Annotated in this window: 11 protein-coding genes; 3 read left to right on the plus strand and 8 right to left on the minus strand. The window is 72.9% G+C overall.

Annotated elements, in window-relative coordinates; all coding sequences use genetic code 11:
- Window positions 1-2 precede the first annotated feature (2 nt).
- From J2S44_RS02925 to J2S44_RS02935, 3 genes are read right to left on the minus strand one after another with little or no spacing between them, the layout of a single operon-like run.
- The gene (locus tag J2S44_RS02925; protein WP_310408805.1) at window positions 3-1,058 is read right to left on the minus strand and encodes an ABC transporter ATP-binding protein; all 1,056 of its coding nucleotides are present in this window, start codon (window positions 1,056-1,058) and stop codon (window positions 3-5) included.
- A complete protein-coding gene (locus tag J2S44_RS02930) occupies window positions 1,055-1,846 on the minus strand; it encodes an ABC transporter permease (RefSeq protein ID WP_310408806.1) in 792 nt (263 codons plus the stop codon). The genes J2S44_RS02925 and J2S44_RS02930 overlap by 4 nt, the downstream gene beginning before the upstream one ends.
- The gene (locus J2S44_RS02935) at window positions 1,843-2,661 is read right to left on the minus strand and encodes an ABC transporter permease (protein WP_310408807.1); all 819 of its coding nucleotides are present in this window, start codon (window positions 2,659-2,661) and stop codon (window positions 1,843-1,845) included. Before J2S44_RS02935 ends, J2S44_RS02930 begins: the two co-directional genes overlap by 4 nt.
- A gap of 132 nt (window positions 2,662-2,793) precedes the next feature.
- Between J2S44_RS02935 and J2S44_RS02940 the strand changes: the two genes are divergently transcribed.
- A complete protein-coding gene (locus tag J2S44_RS02940; RefSeq protein WP_310408809.1) occupies window positions 2,794-3,732 on the plus strand; it encodes a LacI family DNA-binding transcriptional regulator in 939 nt (312 codons plus the stop codon).
- 68 nt (window positions 3,733-3,800) lie between these two features.
- Here the strand turns inward: J2S44_RS02940 and J2S44_RS02945 are convergent, their stop codons facing one another.
- The gene (locus tag J2S44_RS02945; protein ID WP_310408811.1) at window positions 3,801-5,477 is read right to left on the minus strand and encodes a hypothetical protein; all 1,677 of its coding nucleotides are present in this window, start codon (window positions 5,475-5,477) and stop codon (window positions 3,801-3,803) included.
- Between the two features lie 334 nt (window positions 5,478-5,811).
- Here J2S44_RS02945 and J2S44_RS02950 point away from each other — a divergent pair, with 334 nt between their 5' ends.
- Both J2S44_RS02950 and J2S44_RS02955 read left to right on the plus strand, forming a co-directional pair.
- Complete coding sequence (locus J2S44_RS02950) at window positions 5,812-8,067, plus strand: hypothetical protein (RefSeq protein WP_310408813.1); 2,256 nt, start codon at window positions 5,812-5,814, stop codon at window positions 8,065-8,067.
- 118 nt (window positions 8,068-8,185) lie between these two features.
- Window positions 8,186-9,190: a polysaccharide lyase gene (locus tag J2S44_RS02955; protein ID WP_310408815.1), complete on the plus strand. Its 1,005-nt coding sequence runs from the start codon at window positions 8,186-8,188 to the stop codon at window positions 9,188-9,190.
- 87 nt (window positions 9,191-9,277) lie between these two features.
- On the opposite strand, the gene J2S44_RS02960 is transcribed toward J2S44_RS02955, so the two are convergent.
- The 4 genes from J2S44_RS02960 to J2S44_RS02975 are packed head-to-tail and all read right to left on the minus strand — an operon-like array spanning window position 9,278 to window position 16,750.
- Window positions 9,278-10,252, minus strand: coding sequence for a hypothetical protein (locus J2S44_RS02960; RefSeq protein ID WP_310408816.1), 975 nt, complete (start codon window positions 10,250-10,252; stop codon window positions 9,278-9,280).
- Between the two features lie 14 nt (window positions 10,253-10,266).
- Window positions 10,267-11,799 (minus strand): OmpL47-type beta-barrel domain-containing protein, encoded by a 1,533-nt coding sequence (locus J2S44_RS02965; protein ID WP_310408817.1) that lies wholly within the window; start codon window positions 11,797-11,799, stop codon window positions 10,267-10,269.
- Between the two features lie 53 nt (window positions 11,800-11,852).
- The gene (locus J2S44_RS02970) at window positions 11,853-15,731 is read right to left on the minus strand and encodes a ThuA domain-containing protein (protein ID WP_310408818.1); all 3,879 of its coding nucleotides are present in this window, start codon (window positions 15,729-15,731) and stop codon (window positions 11,853-11,855) included.
- Window positions 15,728-16,750: a multicopper oxidase domain-containing protein gene (locus J2S44_RS02975; protein ID WP_310408819.1), complete on the minus strand. Its 1,023-nt coding sequence runs from the start codon at window positions 16,748-16,750 to the stop codon at window positions 15,728-15,730. Before J2S44_RS02975 ends, J2S44_RS02970 begins: the two co-directional genes overlap by 4 nt.
- Window positions 16,751-17,116 lie beyond the last annotated feature (366 nt).

The raw sequence follows: 17,116 nt of genomic DNA on the forward strand, positions 1-17,116 counted from the left end.
AGTTATTCCTTTCCAGAATCATGCAGGGGTACGAGGTGGGCCCCGCCGGCCGAGACCGTGGTGCGCGTGCCGGGGGTGAGGACGGCGCCGTCGCCGGCCCGGACGTCGGCGAGCAGCCGGACCGTCTCGCCCGCGCCGTCGACCGCGTCGAGCGTGACGAGCAGGTCCACGCCGCGGAACGCGGTCGAGACCACGGTGGCGTCCAGCCGGAGCGCATCGCCGGTGTCGTCCGCGCCGACGGCCAGGTGCTCCGGCCGTACCGTGACGAAGGTCTTCGACTGATCGGTCAGGAAGTTCTCGTAGCCGAGGAAGTCGGCCACGAAACGGTTGGCGGGACGGGCGAAGACCTCGCGCGGCGCCCCGGTCTGCATGATCTTCCCGCCGCGCATCAGCACCATCAGGTCGGACATCTCCAGCGCCTCGTCCTGGTCGTGGGTGACCAGGACGACGGTCAGGCCGGTCTCGGCCTGGATGCGGCGCAGCTCGGCGCGCATCTGCACGCGCAGCCGGGCGTCCAGGTTGGACAGCGGCTCGTCTAGCAGCAGCAGCCGGGGCCGGATCGCGATCGCGCGGGCCAGCGCGACGCGCTGCTGCTGGCCGCCGGAGAGCTTCTTCGGCTTGCTCGCGCCCAGGTGGGCGAGGCCGACGAGGTCCAGCGTCTCGGTCACCCGCCGCTGGATGTCCTTCGTGGACATCTTCCGCAGCTTGAGCCCGTAACCGACGTTCTCGGCCACGGTCAGGTGCGGGAAGAGCGCGTAGGACTGGAAGACCATGCCCAGGCCGCGTTTCTCCGGTGGCAGCGTGGTGCTGTCCACGCCGTGGATCCTGATCGTGCCGGACGTCGGCCGGGTGTAGCCGGCGAGCATGCGCAGCGAGGTGGTCTTGCCGCAGCCGGACGGCCCGAGCAGCGTGGTCAGCTTCCCCTCGGGGATCCGCAGGTCGATGTCGTCGACCGCGGTGAAGGTGCCGAACCGCTGGGTCACCCCGATGAACTCGGCGGCGATGCCGGCCGCGTCGGTGGCGCCGGCCGTCCGTACCGCCGGAAGGTCGTTGCTCATCGGTTGATTCCTCCGAAGATCTTGGCGAAGCCGACGGTGCGCTCCGCGACGACGGCGACCACGACGGTCGCGGCCAGGATCAGCGTGGCCATCGCGGCGATCCGCGGGTTGTAGCTCTGCTGGACGTAGTCGAGCATCGTCACCGGCAGCGTGCGGAACTCGCGGTCCTGCAGCAGCAACGACAGCGGCACGTTGTTGAACGAGGTGACGAAGCCGAGCAGCGCGGCCGAGAAGATGCCGGGCCGCAGCAGCGGCAGCGTGACCGTGACGAACGCGCGGACCGGGCCGGCGCCGAGCCCTCGGGCCGCCTCCTCGACGGCCGGGTCGGCGAGCGCGAGCGACGCGCCGGTGACCCGGACCGCGTACGGCAACAGCAGCGCGGTGTGGCCGAGCAGCAGCGTGGTCAGGTTGTCCAGGCCGAGCCCGATCATCAGCTGCTGGTAGAGCGCGAGCCCGACGACCAGCTCCGGCACGATCAGCGGGCTCAGGAACAGCCCTTCCAGCAGGCCCCGGCCCGGGATCCGCCCGCGGTGGACGGCGATCGTGGCCGGCACGCCGAGCAGCAGCGCCAGCGTGGTCGCGCCGAGCGCCAGCCACAGGCTGGAGACCAGCGACTCCATGAACGGGTCGTAGGTGACCGCGGCCTCGAACCAGCGCAGCGAGAGCCCCTCGGGCGGGAACCGGAGGGTGCGGCCGGCGCTGAACGCGGTCGCGACCACGAACAGGATCGGGACGATCATGATGAGGTAGCCGAGGACCGCGAGCGAGGCGGCGACCGGGCGCCTCACGACGTCGCTCCCCGGCGGCCGGCCAGCGAGGAGATGCCGGAGACCGCGAAGACCAGGATCGTCATGATCAGCGCGGTGGCGCTGGCCGCGGCCCAGTCGACGGAGACGGACGCGTAGCTGAACAGCTGGGTGGCGAGCATGCGCTGACCGGAGCCGCCGAGCAGGTACGGCGTGGTGTACGCGGTGACCGAGCCGGCGAAGACCAGCGTGGCCGCGACCACGATGCCGGGCCCGGACAGCGGCACCACCACGCTCCAGAACGTCCGGGTGCGGCTCGCGCCGAGCCCGCGCGCCGCGTCGTCCAGCCCCGGGTCGACCTGCGCCACCGCGGAGTAGCAGGAGATGATCGCGAGCGGCAGGAACAGCTGGGTCAGGCCGAGCACGATCGCCAGCGGCGTGTAGAGCATCTGCGGCGGGTCGTCGGTCAGCCCGGTCGCGGTGAGCAGCCTGCCGATCGCGCCGTTCGCGCCGAGCAGCACCAGCCAGCCGAACGTGCGGACCACGTTGCTGAGCAGCAGCGGGAAGATAGCGAGCGCGAGCAGGACGCCACCCCAGCGGCTCCGGCTGCGCGCCAGCAGGTACGCGATCGGGAAGCCGAGTCCGACGCAGAGCCCGGTCACGATCAGGCCGAGCGTGACGGTCCGGCCGATGATCCGCAACTGGTACGGGTCGGTGAGCATCTCCCCGAACCGGCCGAGGACCGCCGTGGGCTCCTCGCCCGGCGGCGCGACCAGCATCGCCACCGCGGGCACCAGGAACCCCGCGGCGAGGAACGCGAGCCCCGGCAGCACGAGCATGGCGGTTTTTCTGGACATTCTTCCATTTCTTCGTCTAGCGCCTGATGCAACCGGTTGCACAACCGGTTGCACGCAGACTACGACGCCGAGGATGATGTAGCGGCACCAGCTCCGGTAAACAGCGTGTAACGAACCTGGAGGCTCCCCATCGTGGCGACCCTGGCCGACGTAGCGGCACTGGCCGGTTACAACAAGTCGACGGTCTCGCGCGCGCTGACCCGTCCCGAGATGGTCGCCCCGGAGACGCTGACCCGCATCCTGACCGCGGCCGACCAGCTCGGATACGTGCTCAACCGGACCGCCAGCCAGCTCGCCCGGGGCCGCACCGGCCTCGCCGCGTTCGTCGTACCGACGCTGGAGAACGCGTTCTTCGCCCCGATCATCGGCGGTGCCCAGGCCCGCGCCGCCGCCTCCGACCTTCACCTCACGGTGACGGTCGCGCCGCTGGAGACCGCGGCCCAGGTGGCCGCGCTCACCCGCCTCGCCTCCCAGGTCGACGGCCTGATCCTGGCCGCGCCGCGCGGCGACGACACGCACGTGCGCGCGATCGGCGCGGCCAAGCCGGTCGTCCTGGTCGACCGCGAGATCCCGGGGCTGCCGTCCGTGGTCGCGGACACCGCCACCGCGATCGGCACCGTGGTGGCCGGCCTGGCGGAACGCGGCCACCGGCGCATCGCCTACCTCGGCGGCCCGGCCGGCTCCTGGCAGGACCCCGGCCGGTCCGCGTCCGCGCGCGAGGCCGCCGCGGCCGCCGGGGTCGAGCTGAGCGTGCACGGCCCGTTCCCGGCCACGTTCGCGGCCGGCGTCGCCAGTGCCGAGGACGTGCTCGGCACCGGCGCCACCGCGGTCGTACCGTACGCGACCGCACTCGCGCTCGGCCTGATGCTCGCGCTGCGCGGCCGCGGCATCCACGTGCCGGAGGACGTCGTGGTCAGCGCGGAGACCACGGTCGTCGACGCGCTCGGCGCGCCCGGCATCCCGGCCATCGACGTCGACGGCGAGGCCCTCGGCCACGCCGCCATGGACCTGCTCACCTCAGCCGCCCCGGACACCCTGCGCCTCCCGGTCCGCGTCTCCTGGTCCGGTTGAGATCCGGGTGGGCCCGGTCCCCGGCCACGCCCACCCGGATCGCCGGTCGATCGCCGGTCGATCGCCGGTCAGGAGACCGGCCGGCGGCTGACCGTGTACTCCGCGGGCAGCGCGTCCGCCTGGAGCAGCAGCGTGTTGACGCCGGCCGGCAGCGTGCAGGTCACGGTGTAGGTGGCGAAGGAGACGGTGCGGCAGCGGCGGAAGCCCTCCGGACTGAAGGTGCGGACCCGGGCGTCGCCGGAGCCGGCCACCCGCGTCCAGGTGATCTGTTCGGAGTCGGCGTGCCCGGCCGGGACGGTCAGGCACGCGAGGTAGCCGTCCGGGCCGGTCGCAACCGTGACGCCGGAGCCGCCGGCCGGCAGCGTGGTGCAGCCGGCCGCCGGGTCGACCCGGGTGACGGTCAGGCCGTAGTCGCCACCGGCGGTGCCGGAGCGGGCGCTGGTCAACAGCGCGAACGGCGCGACGCCGGTGAGCAGGCAGGACTCGTTGACCAGCTGGCCGGTGTCGCAGACCCACGCACCGGCCGCGTCGACCACCTGCATCTCGGCCAGCGCGGCGGTGGGCGCGTCGTCCGGCCACGCGGCGGCGATCCGGGCACCGGCCGGAGCGGTCAGCCGGAGGCAGTCCCACGCGCCGACGGCGTCGAGCCGGTCCCGGTACGCGCCGCGGTCCGCGACGGTCACGCAGCCGCTCGTGGGCGCCTTCGGCAGGAACGTGGCCGCGTACCGGACGTCCACGTCGATCACCACGCCGGTGATCAGCGGATCCCGGACCGCGACATAGGTGCCGGCGGCCGGGAACGTGCAGATCTCCCCGCCGCAGACCCGGTTACCGGCCAGGTCGTAGACCGTGGCGTACGCGCCGCTGTTGCGCTCGGTCACCATCCGGAACCGGTAGTCCCCCGCGGCCGGCACGGTGATGGCCCGGCACCGGACGCCCGCGACCGCACCGCCCGGCGCGCCACCGTAGGCACCCGGCGTCACGACCGGGCAGCCGGCCGGGTCGAACAGGCGGGCGGCCTGCGTGCGGTAGGGCACCTGCGGCACGTCGCCGGCCGGCCACCCACGCGGCGTGACGATCTGCCGGTACGGGGCGGCACCGGCGAGCCGGCAGCCGTCGCCCGGATAGCCGGGGTCGCACGCGTCCGCGCCCGTCGCGTCCACGATCCAGTGGTAGAAGTCGAACAGGTAGGTGTCCGGCTGCGCGGCACTGAAGACCACGTCACCGGTCCGCGCGTCGAACGGCAGGCAGTCGAGCTGCAACGGCGACGTCAGTACGCCGGTGCGGGCGGGCAGGTCCCAGCCGATGGCGCGGCTCGGCGCACACCCGCCGGCGCTCCCGAGATCCACGACCGCGACCCGGTACGCGGACGATCCGCCCCAGCCGTTGTACGTCAGCCGCAGCGTGTAGTCGCCGGCGGCCGGGATCACGCAGCCCCGGTTCGGGATGTATCCGGTGCAGACGGTGGCGTCCGCCGCGTCGGTGATCGCCCAGGTGAAGAACTGATCGTCGGCGACGCTGACGGCATAGCGACCTGGCGTCAGCGTCAGCGCGTGACAGGTCCCGGCGTCACCCGCCCCGGCCGTGGCCTCCGGATCACCGAAGTCGCTCACCGCGAGCGCCTCGCACGCGGCGGTGCCGGCCGGTGCGGCCGTCGCCGCCGGCGCGACGACCGCCCCGGCCGGCACCGACAACACGGCGGCCAGCACGGCCGCGGCGGCGAACACCGTTGTAGAACGTCGCACAGCTCCCCCGTCCGCCCGCACACGGTGCGCGGGGCGGAAGCATGTTTCCACAGACATCATCTTCAGGCGAGGCCCGCGTACGCTGCCCGCACGCCCGCGAGACGCGACGTGACCTGCCCGGCGACCGGGCCGGCCGACGCACGCCGGAGCACGAAACGACATTCTCGATCAACACGAACATATGTCCTAAAAGGACCGTCGGCGCGGGCCCGTCGCGGCCCCGGGGCGCCCCGGAAGCGTGATTCGCGTGTCCTTGCCCGGCGTGGGATCTGTCGTGGCTGGGACAGCCGGAACAGCATGGGTGGCGTACGACCGGTGGGTACGGGGGTGACCGGTGACCGGATACGTCAACGACGGCCGTGCGGGGTGGACGGAACTGCGGGTGCACGGGGTCTCCGGCACCCCGCCGGACCGGATGCTGCAGCACGCGCAGGTGGCGGTGGTGGCCGGGGACGAGAACGCCGCGTTCCACCGGCGGCGGTGGGAGTCGCGGGACGCCGCGGCGGACACGGACGGCGAGCGGGCCGAGGCGTACTTCTGGGGTGGGCTGACCGCCGGGGCCGGCCAGCGGGCACTGTGGCTGCTGCTGACCCCGTTCATGCTGGTCAACGTCGCGTTCTTCGCGCTGCCGCCGCTGTCCGGCGCGGTGCGCAGGATCGTGGAGGCGCTCCTGCGGCTGTTCGCGCTGTCGATCACGGTGACGTTCGTGCTGGTGCCGGTGCAGGTGGCGATGGACCTGGTGGGCTGGCAGTGCGCGCGGGCCGGGCGGGACTGCGCGCTGCGCTTCCTGACCTGGGACTGGCTGGACACGCCGGGACGCCGGCTGGCGGTGACGGCGCTGGTGCCGCTCGCGGTGGTCGCGCTGCTCTGGTGGCTCGGCCGGTCGACCTGGTCGCGGCTGGAGACGACCGAGGTGCCCGGGGCGGTGCCGGTCGAGGCGTTCCGGACGCCGCTGGAGAACCGCCGGCTGTGGAACGGCCGGGCACCGGTGCGGCGGCTGCGCGACGTGCACGTCGGCGCGGCGCTCGCGGTGACCGGCGTGTTCCTGACCGCGCCGCTGACGTCGGCGCCCGCCCGGGCGGTGCTGACCGCGCTGCTGGTGCTGCTGGGCGCGGCGGCGGTCCTGGTCTGCCTGCCGTCGATCGGCAGCCGGCCGGTCCCGCCGCCCGGGTCGGCACCGCCGCCGGACGCGGACGGCCGGTACCGTCTGCTGCCGGCCGCCGCCGGGCTCGCCGTCGCGGCGGCCGTGCTGGTGGCCGCGGCCGCGGACCGGGACGCCGCGCGCCCGGACCGGTCACTGCCGATGATCGCCGAGGCGGCCCAGGGCCTGGTCGCCGGGCAGCTGCTGGTGCTGTTCGCGGTGGCGGTCCTGCTGTACGGCCGGGCGCCCGGTGCCGCGTGGCGGGGTCTGGGCGCCGCCGCGCTGATGCTCGCGTCGCTGGGGTTCGTGGCCGCGTCCGCCGCCGGCGCCGGGATCCGGGTGGCGGACATGCTGGGTGACCCGACGGCCGGCGCGACCGGCGCGCACGCCGTCGTGGTGCCGGCCGGCTACTTCTCCGCGGGGGCGGCGACCTCGGTGCTCGCCGCGGTCGCGCTGCTGCTGGCGGCCGCCGGTGCGTGGCGGGTGCACCGCGCGGCCGGCCGGGTCGACGCCGAACTCCCCCGCCACTACGCCGACGCCGACCTGGCCGCGGACCCGGCGGGCCGGCGGCGCCGGCTGATCGCCCGGACCTGGGCCCGTGCCGCCGTCGGCGATCAGCTGCAACTGCTGCTCGGCTGGTTCCTGGCGATCACCGCGCTGGTGGTCACCGGCGGCTTCGCCCTCTTCCTGCGCGACCCGCGATGGCTGCTCCGGCACGCGCCCGGGCTGGTCGACGCCGGCACGGTGCTGGCCGGTGGTTTCGTCGTGCTGCTGCTCTGGGCGGGGCGGCGGGCATACCAGAATCCGAACTTCCGCCGTACGGTCGGCATGCTCTGGGACGTCGGGACGTTCTGGCCGCGCGCGGTGCATCCGCTGGCCCCGCCGTGTTACGCCGAACGCGCGGTGCCCGACCTGCTGACCCGGATCAGTTACCTCGGCGACGCGCGGGACGGCGGTCTGGTGCTGCTCTCCTGCCACTCGCAGGGCTCGGTGCTCGGCGCCGCGGTGATCGCGCAGCTGACCTACCCGGTGAGCGGCGCGGTCGGGCTGCTCACCTACGGCAGCCCGCTGCACCGTCTGTACGGCCGGTTCTTCCCGGCGTACTTCAGTCCGGCCGCGCTGGACCGCACCGGATCGCTGCTCCTCGGCCCGGGCGGCGACCACCGCCCGCGGGCGGAGTGGCCGTGGCGCAACCTGTACCGGCGCAGCGACCCGATCGGCGGTGCGGTCCTCGGACCGGACCCGGACGTCGACCGTGCGCTGGTCGACCCGGCGTTCACCCGGGTGGCCGGCGACACGGTCGACCCGGTCGTCCGCGGCCACTCCAACTACTGGGCCGACCCGGCGTTCGCCGCCTCGGCCGCGCTGGTCAAGGCTCTCCGGGTCCGTTTTCCCAGTTCGGCCCGCGACACGGCGGGGCCGCCGGACTCCGCAGAGGCCGGGTCCTGACCATCCGACGAGCGCGGCCTCTGCCCCGGTACGTCCGGCGGCGCGGCGTTCCGCACGTTCGGCGCGGCGCCCGGTCGTGAGTACCGTGATCCCGTCGTCGAGGATCGGAGACCGTCGCATGCGCCGTGCCGCGCTGGCCGCGCTGGCCGCCGCCCTGCTCGCCGGCCCGGGCGCGTGCGCGCGGACGCCGGACGGTGGCGACGCCGCCACGGCCGGCCCGCCGAGTCACACCCCCTCCGCGGCGCCGGGCTTCCGGGCCGGGCTCGGCGACGGCCCGTCCGCGTCAGCCACGGCACCGGCGCCGGCCCCGTCGTCGCCGGCCGCCGCCCCGGCGACCGCGAACGGCGAGACCGTCCGGGTCACCGACTTCGAGCGGGTCCCGGCCGGGACCGCCTACGGCACGGGACAGTGGCGCGGCGACGGCTGGGCGACGCCGTGGGAGCTGGGGATGAGCGGCCGGGCCACGGCCGACGACGCGGTGGCGCACTCGGGCCGGAGGTCGCTGCGGGTGCGATATCCGGCCGGGCGGATCGGGCCGGAGGAGTCGGGGGCGCAGGCGCCGTTCGAGTTGCCGCCGCGGCCGGAGTACCACGTGTCGCAGTGGGTCCGGTTCGGCGCCGGGTTCAGCTTCGGGACGACGAACTTCGCCGGCAAGGTGGGGCTCGGGCTGGCCGGCGGCGCCGCGTGCTCCGGCGGGCAGGCCTGCGACGGGACGAACGGGTTCAGCTCGCGGCTGATCTGGGGCCGGGACGGCCGGGCCGCGATCTACTACTACTCGATGGGCCACGCCGGGCAGTACGGTGACGCGGCCGACCTGGTGACCGACGGTGAACAGGTGTTCTGGCCGTCCGACCGGTGGATGAACGTGGTCCAGCGGCTCCGGGTGAACACGGCCGGCAACGCGGACGGCGAGATCGAGGTCTGGGTGGACGGGGTGCGGGCCGCGCGGGTGACCGGGCTGCGGTTCGTCAGCAACGGCGACCAGGTGGACTCGGCGTACTTCTCGTCGTTCGCCGGCGGCGGGGACGCCACGTTCGCGCCCCGCACCGACAGCGAGATCTTCTACGACGACCTGGAGGTCGCCACGGGCTGGCCCGGCACGGCCGCCCCGCGGCGCCGGTGACCCCCGCCGCCCCGCGGCACCGGTGACCGCGGGCGTCCGCCCTGCCGCTCCGACGGCACGGCGGACGCCCGGTCACGGACGGGCCCGTCAGAGGCGGGCGGCGCCGGCGGCCTCGGCCTCGTCGACCGCGGCGGTGTGCCGCCGGTCCGCGCGGTCCTGGGCCTTGGCGTCCCGGTCGGCGGCGGCCGCGGCGGCCCGGCGCTGGGCGGACGGGGCGGCCGGGTCGCCGACCACGCCGCCGCGGATCCGGTTGTTCGCCGCGACCTGGGCCGTGGGCGTGTTGCGCTGCACGGTCAGCGCGCCGTTGATGATGTTGTCCTCGATCGTGACGCCGCCGGTGGTGTTGGTGACGCTGACGTCGGCGCCGAAGTAGCCGCCGGACGCGCAGCTGTCCAGCGTGCCGTTCGGGCCGACCTGGACACCGCCGACGTTGCCGGAGAACGTGCTGCGGCCCGCGACCGCGCTGCCGCAGACGACGCTGCCGGCGCCGCTGTTGAGCACGGACAGCGCGCCGTCGACGAACGAGTCGTGCAGGTCGGTGTAGTAGCTGCCGTTCGTGCTGAGCGAACCGGTGACCGTGGTGCCCCGGTCCAGGCGGACGTCGCCGGCGGCGGCGTTGACCGAGCCGGTGATGGTCGAGGCGTCCGCGAACAGGAACGTGTTGATCGTCGAGGAGCCCTTGGCGCGGACCGTGACCGAGCCGCTGTCCGAGTCCTGCAGGTAGACGCCGTAGCCGCCGGACGCGACCACCACGTCGCCGCGGACCGTGCTGTTCCGGGCGTCCAGGTAGCCGTCGGACGCGACCTCGACCAGCCCGTCGACCCGGCCGCCGTCGACGACCAGGTTCGCGCCGGCCGCGACGGCCACGTTGCCGGTGATGATCGTGCCGGTGAGCGCGCAGGACTCGCCCGGCGGTACGTAGAGGTCGTTGGGCACGGTGACGGCGCCGCCGGTGCCGACGCAGTAGGTGGTCAGGCCGGCGCTGGCGCTCGGCGCGGCGCCGAGCACGGCCGCGGTGACGGCCGCTGCGGTGGCGGCGGCCAGGGTGACGGTTCGTCTCATCGTCGGTCTCCTGTCTATGCGCCGATGGAGGACCGCGCGGCGGCGCGCACGATCGTCCCGGCCTGTCGGTCGGTCAGGGTGCCGGCCGCGACGAGCCCGCGGGTCACGTTCTCGACGTGGCGGACGAACGCGGCGTGGGTGGGGTATCCGGCGCGTTCGGCGATCCGGTCGTTGATCGTGCAGCCGTTGCCGGTGTCGGCGTTCGGGACCTCGGTGTCGTCCCCGTCGATGATCACGGTGTCCCGCAGGTCGGAGTCGGCGCAGTCGTCGGTGCCGTCCGCGACCACGGTGAAGGCGGTGCTCTGCGCGGCCGCGGTGTTCCCGGACGTGTCGGTGGCCCGGAAGCCGACCGCGTGCACGCCGGGCGCGGTGATGCGCAGCGGTGCGGTGTACGGGGTCCAGCCGCCGCCGTCGAGCTGGGTCTCGATCGTCGCCACGCCCCCGTCGTCGGTCGCGGTGACCGTGACGGTGGCGACGCCGACGTAGGCGCCGTCCGGGTTCCGCGTGCCGGTGACCGCGGCGGTCACGGCCGGCGGCGTGGTGTCCGGCTCGTCCGGCTCGACCACGGTGAAGTGCGACATCTGCTCGGCGGCGACGTTCCCGGCGTTGTCGACGGCCCGGTAGTGCAGCATGTGCGTGCCGGGGGCCGAGACCACGACCGGTGCGGTGTAGATCGTCCAGGTGCCGCCGTCGAGCTGGTACTCGATCGTCGCCACGCCGGAGTCGTCGTCGGTCGCGCTGATCGTGGCGGTGACCGGGCCGGTGTAGTTGCCGGCGTCGTCCCGGTCCCCGGCCAGCGCGATCGTGGCGACCGGCGGGGTGACGTCCTCGTCCGGCTCCGGCGCCACGACGGTGAACTGCACCGACCCGGTCGTGGAGACGTTGCCGGACGTGTCGGTGGCGCGGAACTGCACCGAGTGGTCGCCGGGCGCGGTCACGGTGACCGGCGCGGTGTACGGCGTCCAGCTGGTGTCGTCGACCTGGTACTCGATGCCGGCGACGCCCCGGTCGTCGGCCGCGGTGACGGTGACGGTGGCGCTGCCGACGTAGGCGCCGGCCGGGTTCTGGGTGCCGGACAGCGCGCCGGTGACCGTGGGCGGCGTGGTGTCCGGGTCGCCCGGCCCGTCCGTCACGGTGAACTCGCCGGTCATCGTGCCGTGCCCCGGGATCGTGCAGAAGTAGCGGTATTTACCGGGGGTCAGCGTCACGGTCGCGGTGTGCAGGCCGCCGGTCGCGTCGAACGGGTTGGCCAGGATGTTGAGGTTGACGTCGTGGTTGTAGCCGGGCGTGCTGGTGTCGAACGTCAGCGTGTGCGGCATCCCGACGTTGTTGCCGGTCGCCGTGCTGTTCTCGAAGACGATCGTGGTCTCGCCGGCGACCGCGGTCGCCGGTGCGGTCTTGTACCGCGTGACGTCGCCGTCCGCGGTCCAGGTGAGCGTCTGGGCGGCTGCGACAGCGTAGGCGGGCGGGGCGAGGCCGGGGGCCAGCACCAGCAGCAGCGCCGCCAGCCCCACCCCGGCACGCCGGAGCATCTTCCGTACGGACATGGCACCTTCCTGGGTGAGCGCGGGACCGGCCGGACGGCCGGCCCCGCGTCCGGTTAGAGCGACCGCACCCGGATGTTGCGGAACTCGATCACGTCGGCGTTGCCGTGGTTCTGCAGGCCGATGTGTCCGGTGAGGAACTGCCGCAGGTCGGTCGGTGGGTCACCGGCCCGCGACGACTGGATGCCCGGCGCGTTCTCGAACTCGTTGATCACCACGCCGTTGCGGATGATGGTGTAGTGCTGGCCGACCACCTTGACCTCGTAGTCGTTCCAGACGTTCTTCGGCGTGACACCGGCGTTGGCCAGCGGCTGCGGGTCGAAGTTGTAGATCGACCCGGTCTTCTGCGGCTCCCCGGTCGTACCGTCGTAGATCTGGATCTCGTGGCCGCAGTAGATCGCCACCCAGGCCGGTGACGTGGCCGCCGACCCGGTCCGGCCGCACTCCGGCCGTTGCGCGACCGGCGTGCGCGGGTCCGGGAACCGGGCGAAGACGCCGCTGTTCGCGCGGGTCTCGCCGGTGCCCAGGTCGCGGAACTGCAACCGGAGCGAGAAGTCGCCCAGTTCCTTGGTGTGCCAGAGCATGCCCAGGCCACCGGCGGAGCGCAGGTTGCCGTCCGGCTGGATGGTGAACTCGCCCGACGGCGCCATCTCCCAGCCGGCCAGCGACTCCGGCGTGCCGTCGAACAGCGGCTCGTATCCGGTCCGGCCGGGCAGGCCGACCGTCGACGACGCGGCCGCGCGGGTCAGCGCGCCCGCCTGCCGGCTGGTGATCGTGCCGTCCTTGACCAGCCGGTTCGTGATCGTGGTGACGTCCCGGACGAACGTGTCGTGGTCCGGCCAGACGCCCTCGTCGTCGATCAGGTCGTTGATCGTGCAGGCGCCGGTGGCCTTCTTGTTCGGCACGCCGGTGTCCGTGTCGCCGATGACCACGTTCGCGCGGGTGTCCGGTGCGGCGCAGTCCACGGTCACGGCCGACTGCGCGGTGACCACCTCACCGTCCGCGTACGTGACGGTGTGCCTGACCGTGTAGGTGCCGGCCCTCGCGTACGTGTGCCGCGGGTTGATCTCGGTGGAGGACGTGCCGTCACCGAAGTCCCAGCGGTGTCCGACGCCGCCGGAGCGGGAGCCGTCGAACGCGTACGCCAGCGCCTTGTTCTGGATCGCGACCGACGACGCCGCCGGGACCGGGGTGGCCGGACCGCCGGTGTACGACACCTTGATCAGCTTCTGCACCGGGCTGAGGCTGAAGAAACCGGTGCCGTAGTCGAGCATGTAGAGCGCGCCGTCCTGGCCGAACTTCGCGTCCATCCAGGAGTAGAGCTGGTTGTCGCCGGCACCGGTCGGCAGGATCGCGCGCAGCGTCTCCGCGAACGGCGGCGGTGACTGCGACGGCACGCCCGCCGGGTCCACGGTCACCGCGATCCGGTTGGCCCCGTTGGACTGGTCACCGAGGAACCACTTGTCGTCCCAGTACTTCGGCCACGCCACGCCGCTGTTCGCGTTCACCCGGTCGTGGTGGTAGGTCGGCCCGGACATGACCGCCTGGCCGCCGCCCTTCAGGTACGGCTGGGTGTACGTCGCCTGAGCCGCCACATAGGACGGTACGCCGTTGTCGTGCGCCGGGAAGACCGGGCCGCCGCCGTCCGGCGAGTACCAGATCATGTTGTTCCGGGCCGGCGGGATGTCGACCAGACCGGTGTTGCGCGGCGACGTGTTCTTCAGGTTGTCGCAGTCGTACCAGCCGGCCAGCTGGGTCGCGTCGGTGTTGCTGCGATCCCGGTACGGCTGCTTGTTGCCCATGCAGTACGGCCAGCCCTGGTTGCCCGCGGAGGTGAGGATGGTGGCCGTCTCGTACTTCGCCGGGCCCAGTTCCGGGCTCGGCGCGGACGCGTCCGGCCCGACCCAGCCCGCGGTCAGCCACTGCCGTTCCTCGTCGATCTGCAGCCGGGAGATGTTGCGCACGCCCATCACGTAGATCTCGGGCAGCGTCTTCGGGGTGCCGGGCGGGAACAGGTTGCCCGGCGGGATCGTGTACGTCCCGTCCGCCTCCGGGTGGATGCGGATGATCTTCCCGGCCAGGTCGTTGGTGTTACCGGAGGTGCGGCGCGCGTCCTGGAACGAGATGCCCGCGTACTCCTGCGTCCAGTTGTTGCCGGAGTAGCCGCCGGAGCCGCCGGACGAGTTGCTGTCACCGGAACCGATGTAGAGGTTGCCCTGCGCGTCGAACGCCATGCCGCCGCCCGCGTGGCAGCAGCTGTGGATCTGCACGGTGAACTTCAGCAGGTCCTTGCGGGAGGCCATGTCCCACGTGCCGTTCCTGAAGGTGAACCGGCTGATCGTGCGCTCACCGGTCCGCTTCTCCCGGTCGATCGACGCGTGCGGCATCCAGTAGACGTAGACCCAGCCGTTCTCGCTGAACTTCGGGTCGGTGACGATGCCGAGCAGGCCTTCCTCGTTCTTGACCAGCTCGTCGCCGCTGCCCCGGTTGCCCATCACCGGCAGCGTGGTCACCAGCTTCACCGCCTTCGTCGACGGCGTGTACGTGTGGATCGTGCCGCAGCCGAGACCCACGTTCGGGTTCGCCCAGTCCACGATCGGGCCGCTCGGGCACGCCGCCTTGCCGACGTAGAAGATCGTGCCGTCCGGCGCCACGGTCAGGCCGTGCGGCTCGCCGATCTGGTCGAGCTGGCCGGGCTGGTTCGGCGGCGTGATCCGCTCGATCCTGTAGTTCGACGCGATCGTCGCCTGGCAGTCGCCGCGCACCCGGCCGGACGTCCAGTTCAGCGCGCCGGTGAGGTGCTTGCGGAACACGTCCTCGCCGTAGCTGCCCTCGGTGTGCCCCATGCCGGTGTAGAAGGAGCGCCCACCGTCGTAGTCGCGGCACCAGGAGATCGGGTGGAACGGCCCGTTCGGGTTCGCACCCGGGTTGTAGTGCCGCTCCTCGACCTGCGCGACCGTGTGCACGGTGCCCAGCGGGTTCGGCTCCCAGTTGTACCAGCGGTCCGACCGCTTCACGGTCAGCGGCAGGCCCTTCGTCGACGGGTGGTCCCGGTCCAGGATGTTGATCACGGACTCGGCCACGGCCGGCGCGGGCGGGAACGCGGACGCGCTGGAGAACAGCTTCCAGTCGGCCAGCTGGGTGAGCGGCTCACCGCTGTTCGCCGTGATGTTCAGCCGCCAGAACCGGTACGACGCGGGCGTGGCCAGCTCGTAGCGCTTCGGCAGGAAGCGGCCGGCGAAGTCCTCGTTCGTGCGGCGGTCCACGTCGGTCCACGCCTGACCGTCCGCGGAGCCCTGCAGCGTCCAGTCCCGCGGGTCACGGCCCTCGAAGTCGTTGGCCGAGATCAGCGCGTACGACTGGATGGTCCGCGCCGCGGCCAGCTCGTAGGTGACCGTAGCCGTCGGCGTGCGGACCAGCCACTTCGTCGCCGAGTCGCCGTCGGCGAGCTTGGCCGCGGTCTCGCTCGGCGGGTTCTCCCCGCTCGCGGTGACCTTCGAGACCGCCTCCGCGCCCGCGCCCGCCGGCCGGGTGCCGATCAGGCCGGTGAACCAGGACGAGTCCACCTGCGCCTTGGCCGCGTCGCCGATGCCGAGGAAACCGTTGCCGGCCTTGACGTACGTGCGCAGCGCCGCTTCCTGGTCACCGTTCAGCGCGGCGCCGGCCGCGGACAGGAACACGACCGCGCGGTACTTGGCCAGCTCGGCCCTGCTGAAGACGGCCGGGTCGGTGCTCTCCGTGACGTCCACCCCGGCGATCTCCTTGATCGTCTGGGTGGCCTTGACGACCGGGTCCTCCTGCTGGGCCGCGGGCCCGTGGAAGACCAGGACCCGGTCCTCCTGCGGTGCCGCCGCGGCCGCGGCCGGCTGCGCGGCGAGTGGGACTGGTCCGAGGATCAGGGCCAGGGCCAGGGTGGCTCTTACCTTCCGTTTCATCCGGTGTGACCTCCGTGGTCGGACTGGATGTGCCTGTGTCCCTTGAAGCGGTCGATCGCCTCCTGCGCGCCGGGCGGCATGCTGCCGTCCGCGTTGCGCACCAGGAAGACACCGGACATGCCGGTGTCGGAGTGGCTCTGCACGTGGCAGTGGTACATCCAGGCCCCCGGCCCGCCACCGTCACCGGCCAGCACCTGGAACCCGAACGAGCTGCCCGGCCCGAGATCCTTGTTGTCGATCGAGGCGGACGGGTCGGACGGCCCCTCGAGGTAGCCGGTCCGGTTGTCCGCCCAGCGGTGCGAGTGCAGGTGGAACGTGTGGTAGAGGTTGCCGTGGCCGATCGCGACCCACTCGACGCGCTGGCCGAGGTTCGCCTCGAAGATCGGCGTGTCCGGCGCGATCCGGTTGTTGATCGTGGTGTCGTGCAGCACGGCCACGAACTGCTTGTCCGGCAGGATGTCCCCGCGGCGCCGCACGATCAGCGCGCCGTAGAGCCCGCGCAGCACGCCCGCGGTGCCGTGGTCGGTGCCCATCGCGTGGTCGTGGTAGTGCCAGTAGCCCGCGCTGCCCGGCAGGAACCGCCGCCCCGCGGCCGCGGTCATCTCGTGCGACCGCCAGGTGTACGTCCGGGTCTCCCCCGGCGCGTTGAACGACCCGTTGAACGGTGAGCCGTCCGAGGTCGTGTCGTAGTCGACGCCGTGCGGGTGGATCGACAGCCGCTGGTCCGTCGTGTTGACCAGCGTGATCTCCAGCGTGTCGCCCTCGTACATCTCCAGGATCGGCCCGGGGATGGTGGCCCTACCGCGCTCGAGGCCGTAGCCGTACTGGTTGTTGCCCAGCGACTCGGCGTAGATCGTGATCTTCCGGACCGCGCCGGCGGCCCGCGCGGGCGTCCCGTTCGACGTGACCGCGGCGGTGAGCGTGGGCACGGCCAGCCCGAGCGCCCCGATCCCGAAGATCGACCGCCGCGAGAAGGCCCACCTCCGGCCCCTCCCAGCGTCCCTGTCAGCGTTGTCCATGCGTCTCCGTTCGTGTCGGGACGGCGGCAGACCTCGGAAGCCGGTCGCGGAGCGTCACCGCACAGCCGGCCCATCGAATCTCATGACTTTTGTCAGACGCCGACAAACCTAGGCACCGGATCGACAAAAGTAAAGGTCCCTTATGGAAAAGCGCGCTCCGCGCACGACCTCATCGCCGCAGCTCATCGCGGATATCGGGGATTACCGGACCGTACGTCACGGGAGCACGCAGCGGTATGGGAGCGCTACCGGGCGCGGTTACCAGGCCTTTAATCCTCCGGATCGCCCGTAACCGGCTCGCAACAACCTGCGGTTTCAGTGACATTGAGTAAGGTGACCGGCGTCACCGGCCGGTATCACCGCCGA

It is taken from the genome of Catenuloplanes niger (genome assembly GCF_031458255.1).
Taxonomy (GTDB): domain Bacteria; phylum Actinomycetota; class Actinomycetes; order Mycobacteriales; family Micromonosporaceae; genus Catenuloplanes; species Catenuloplanes niger.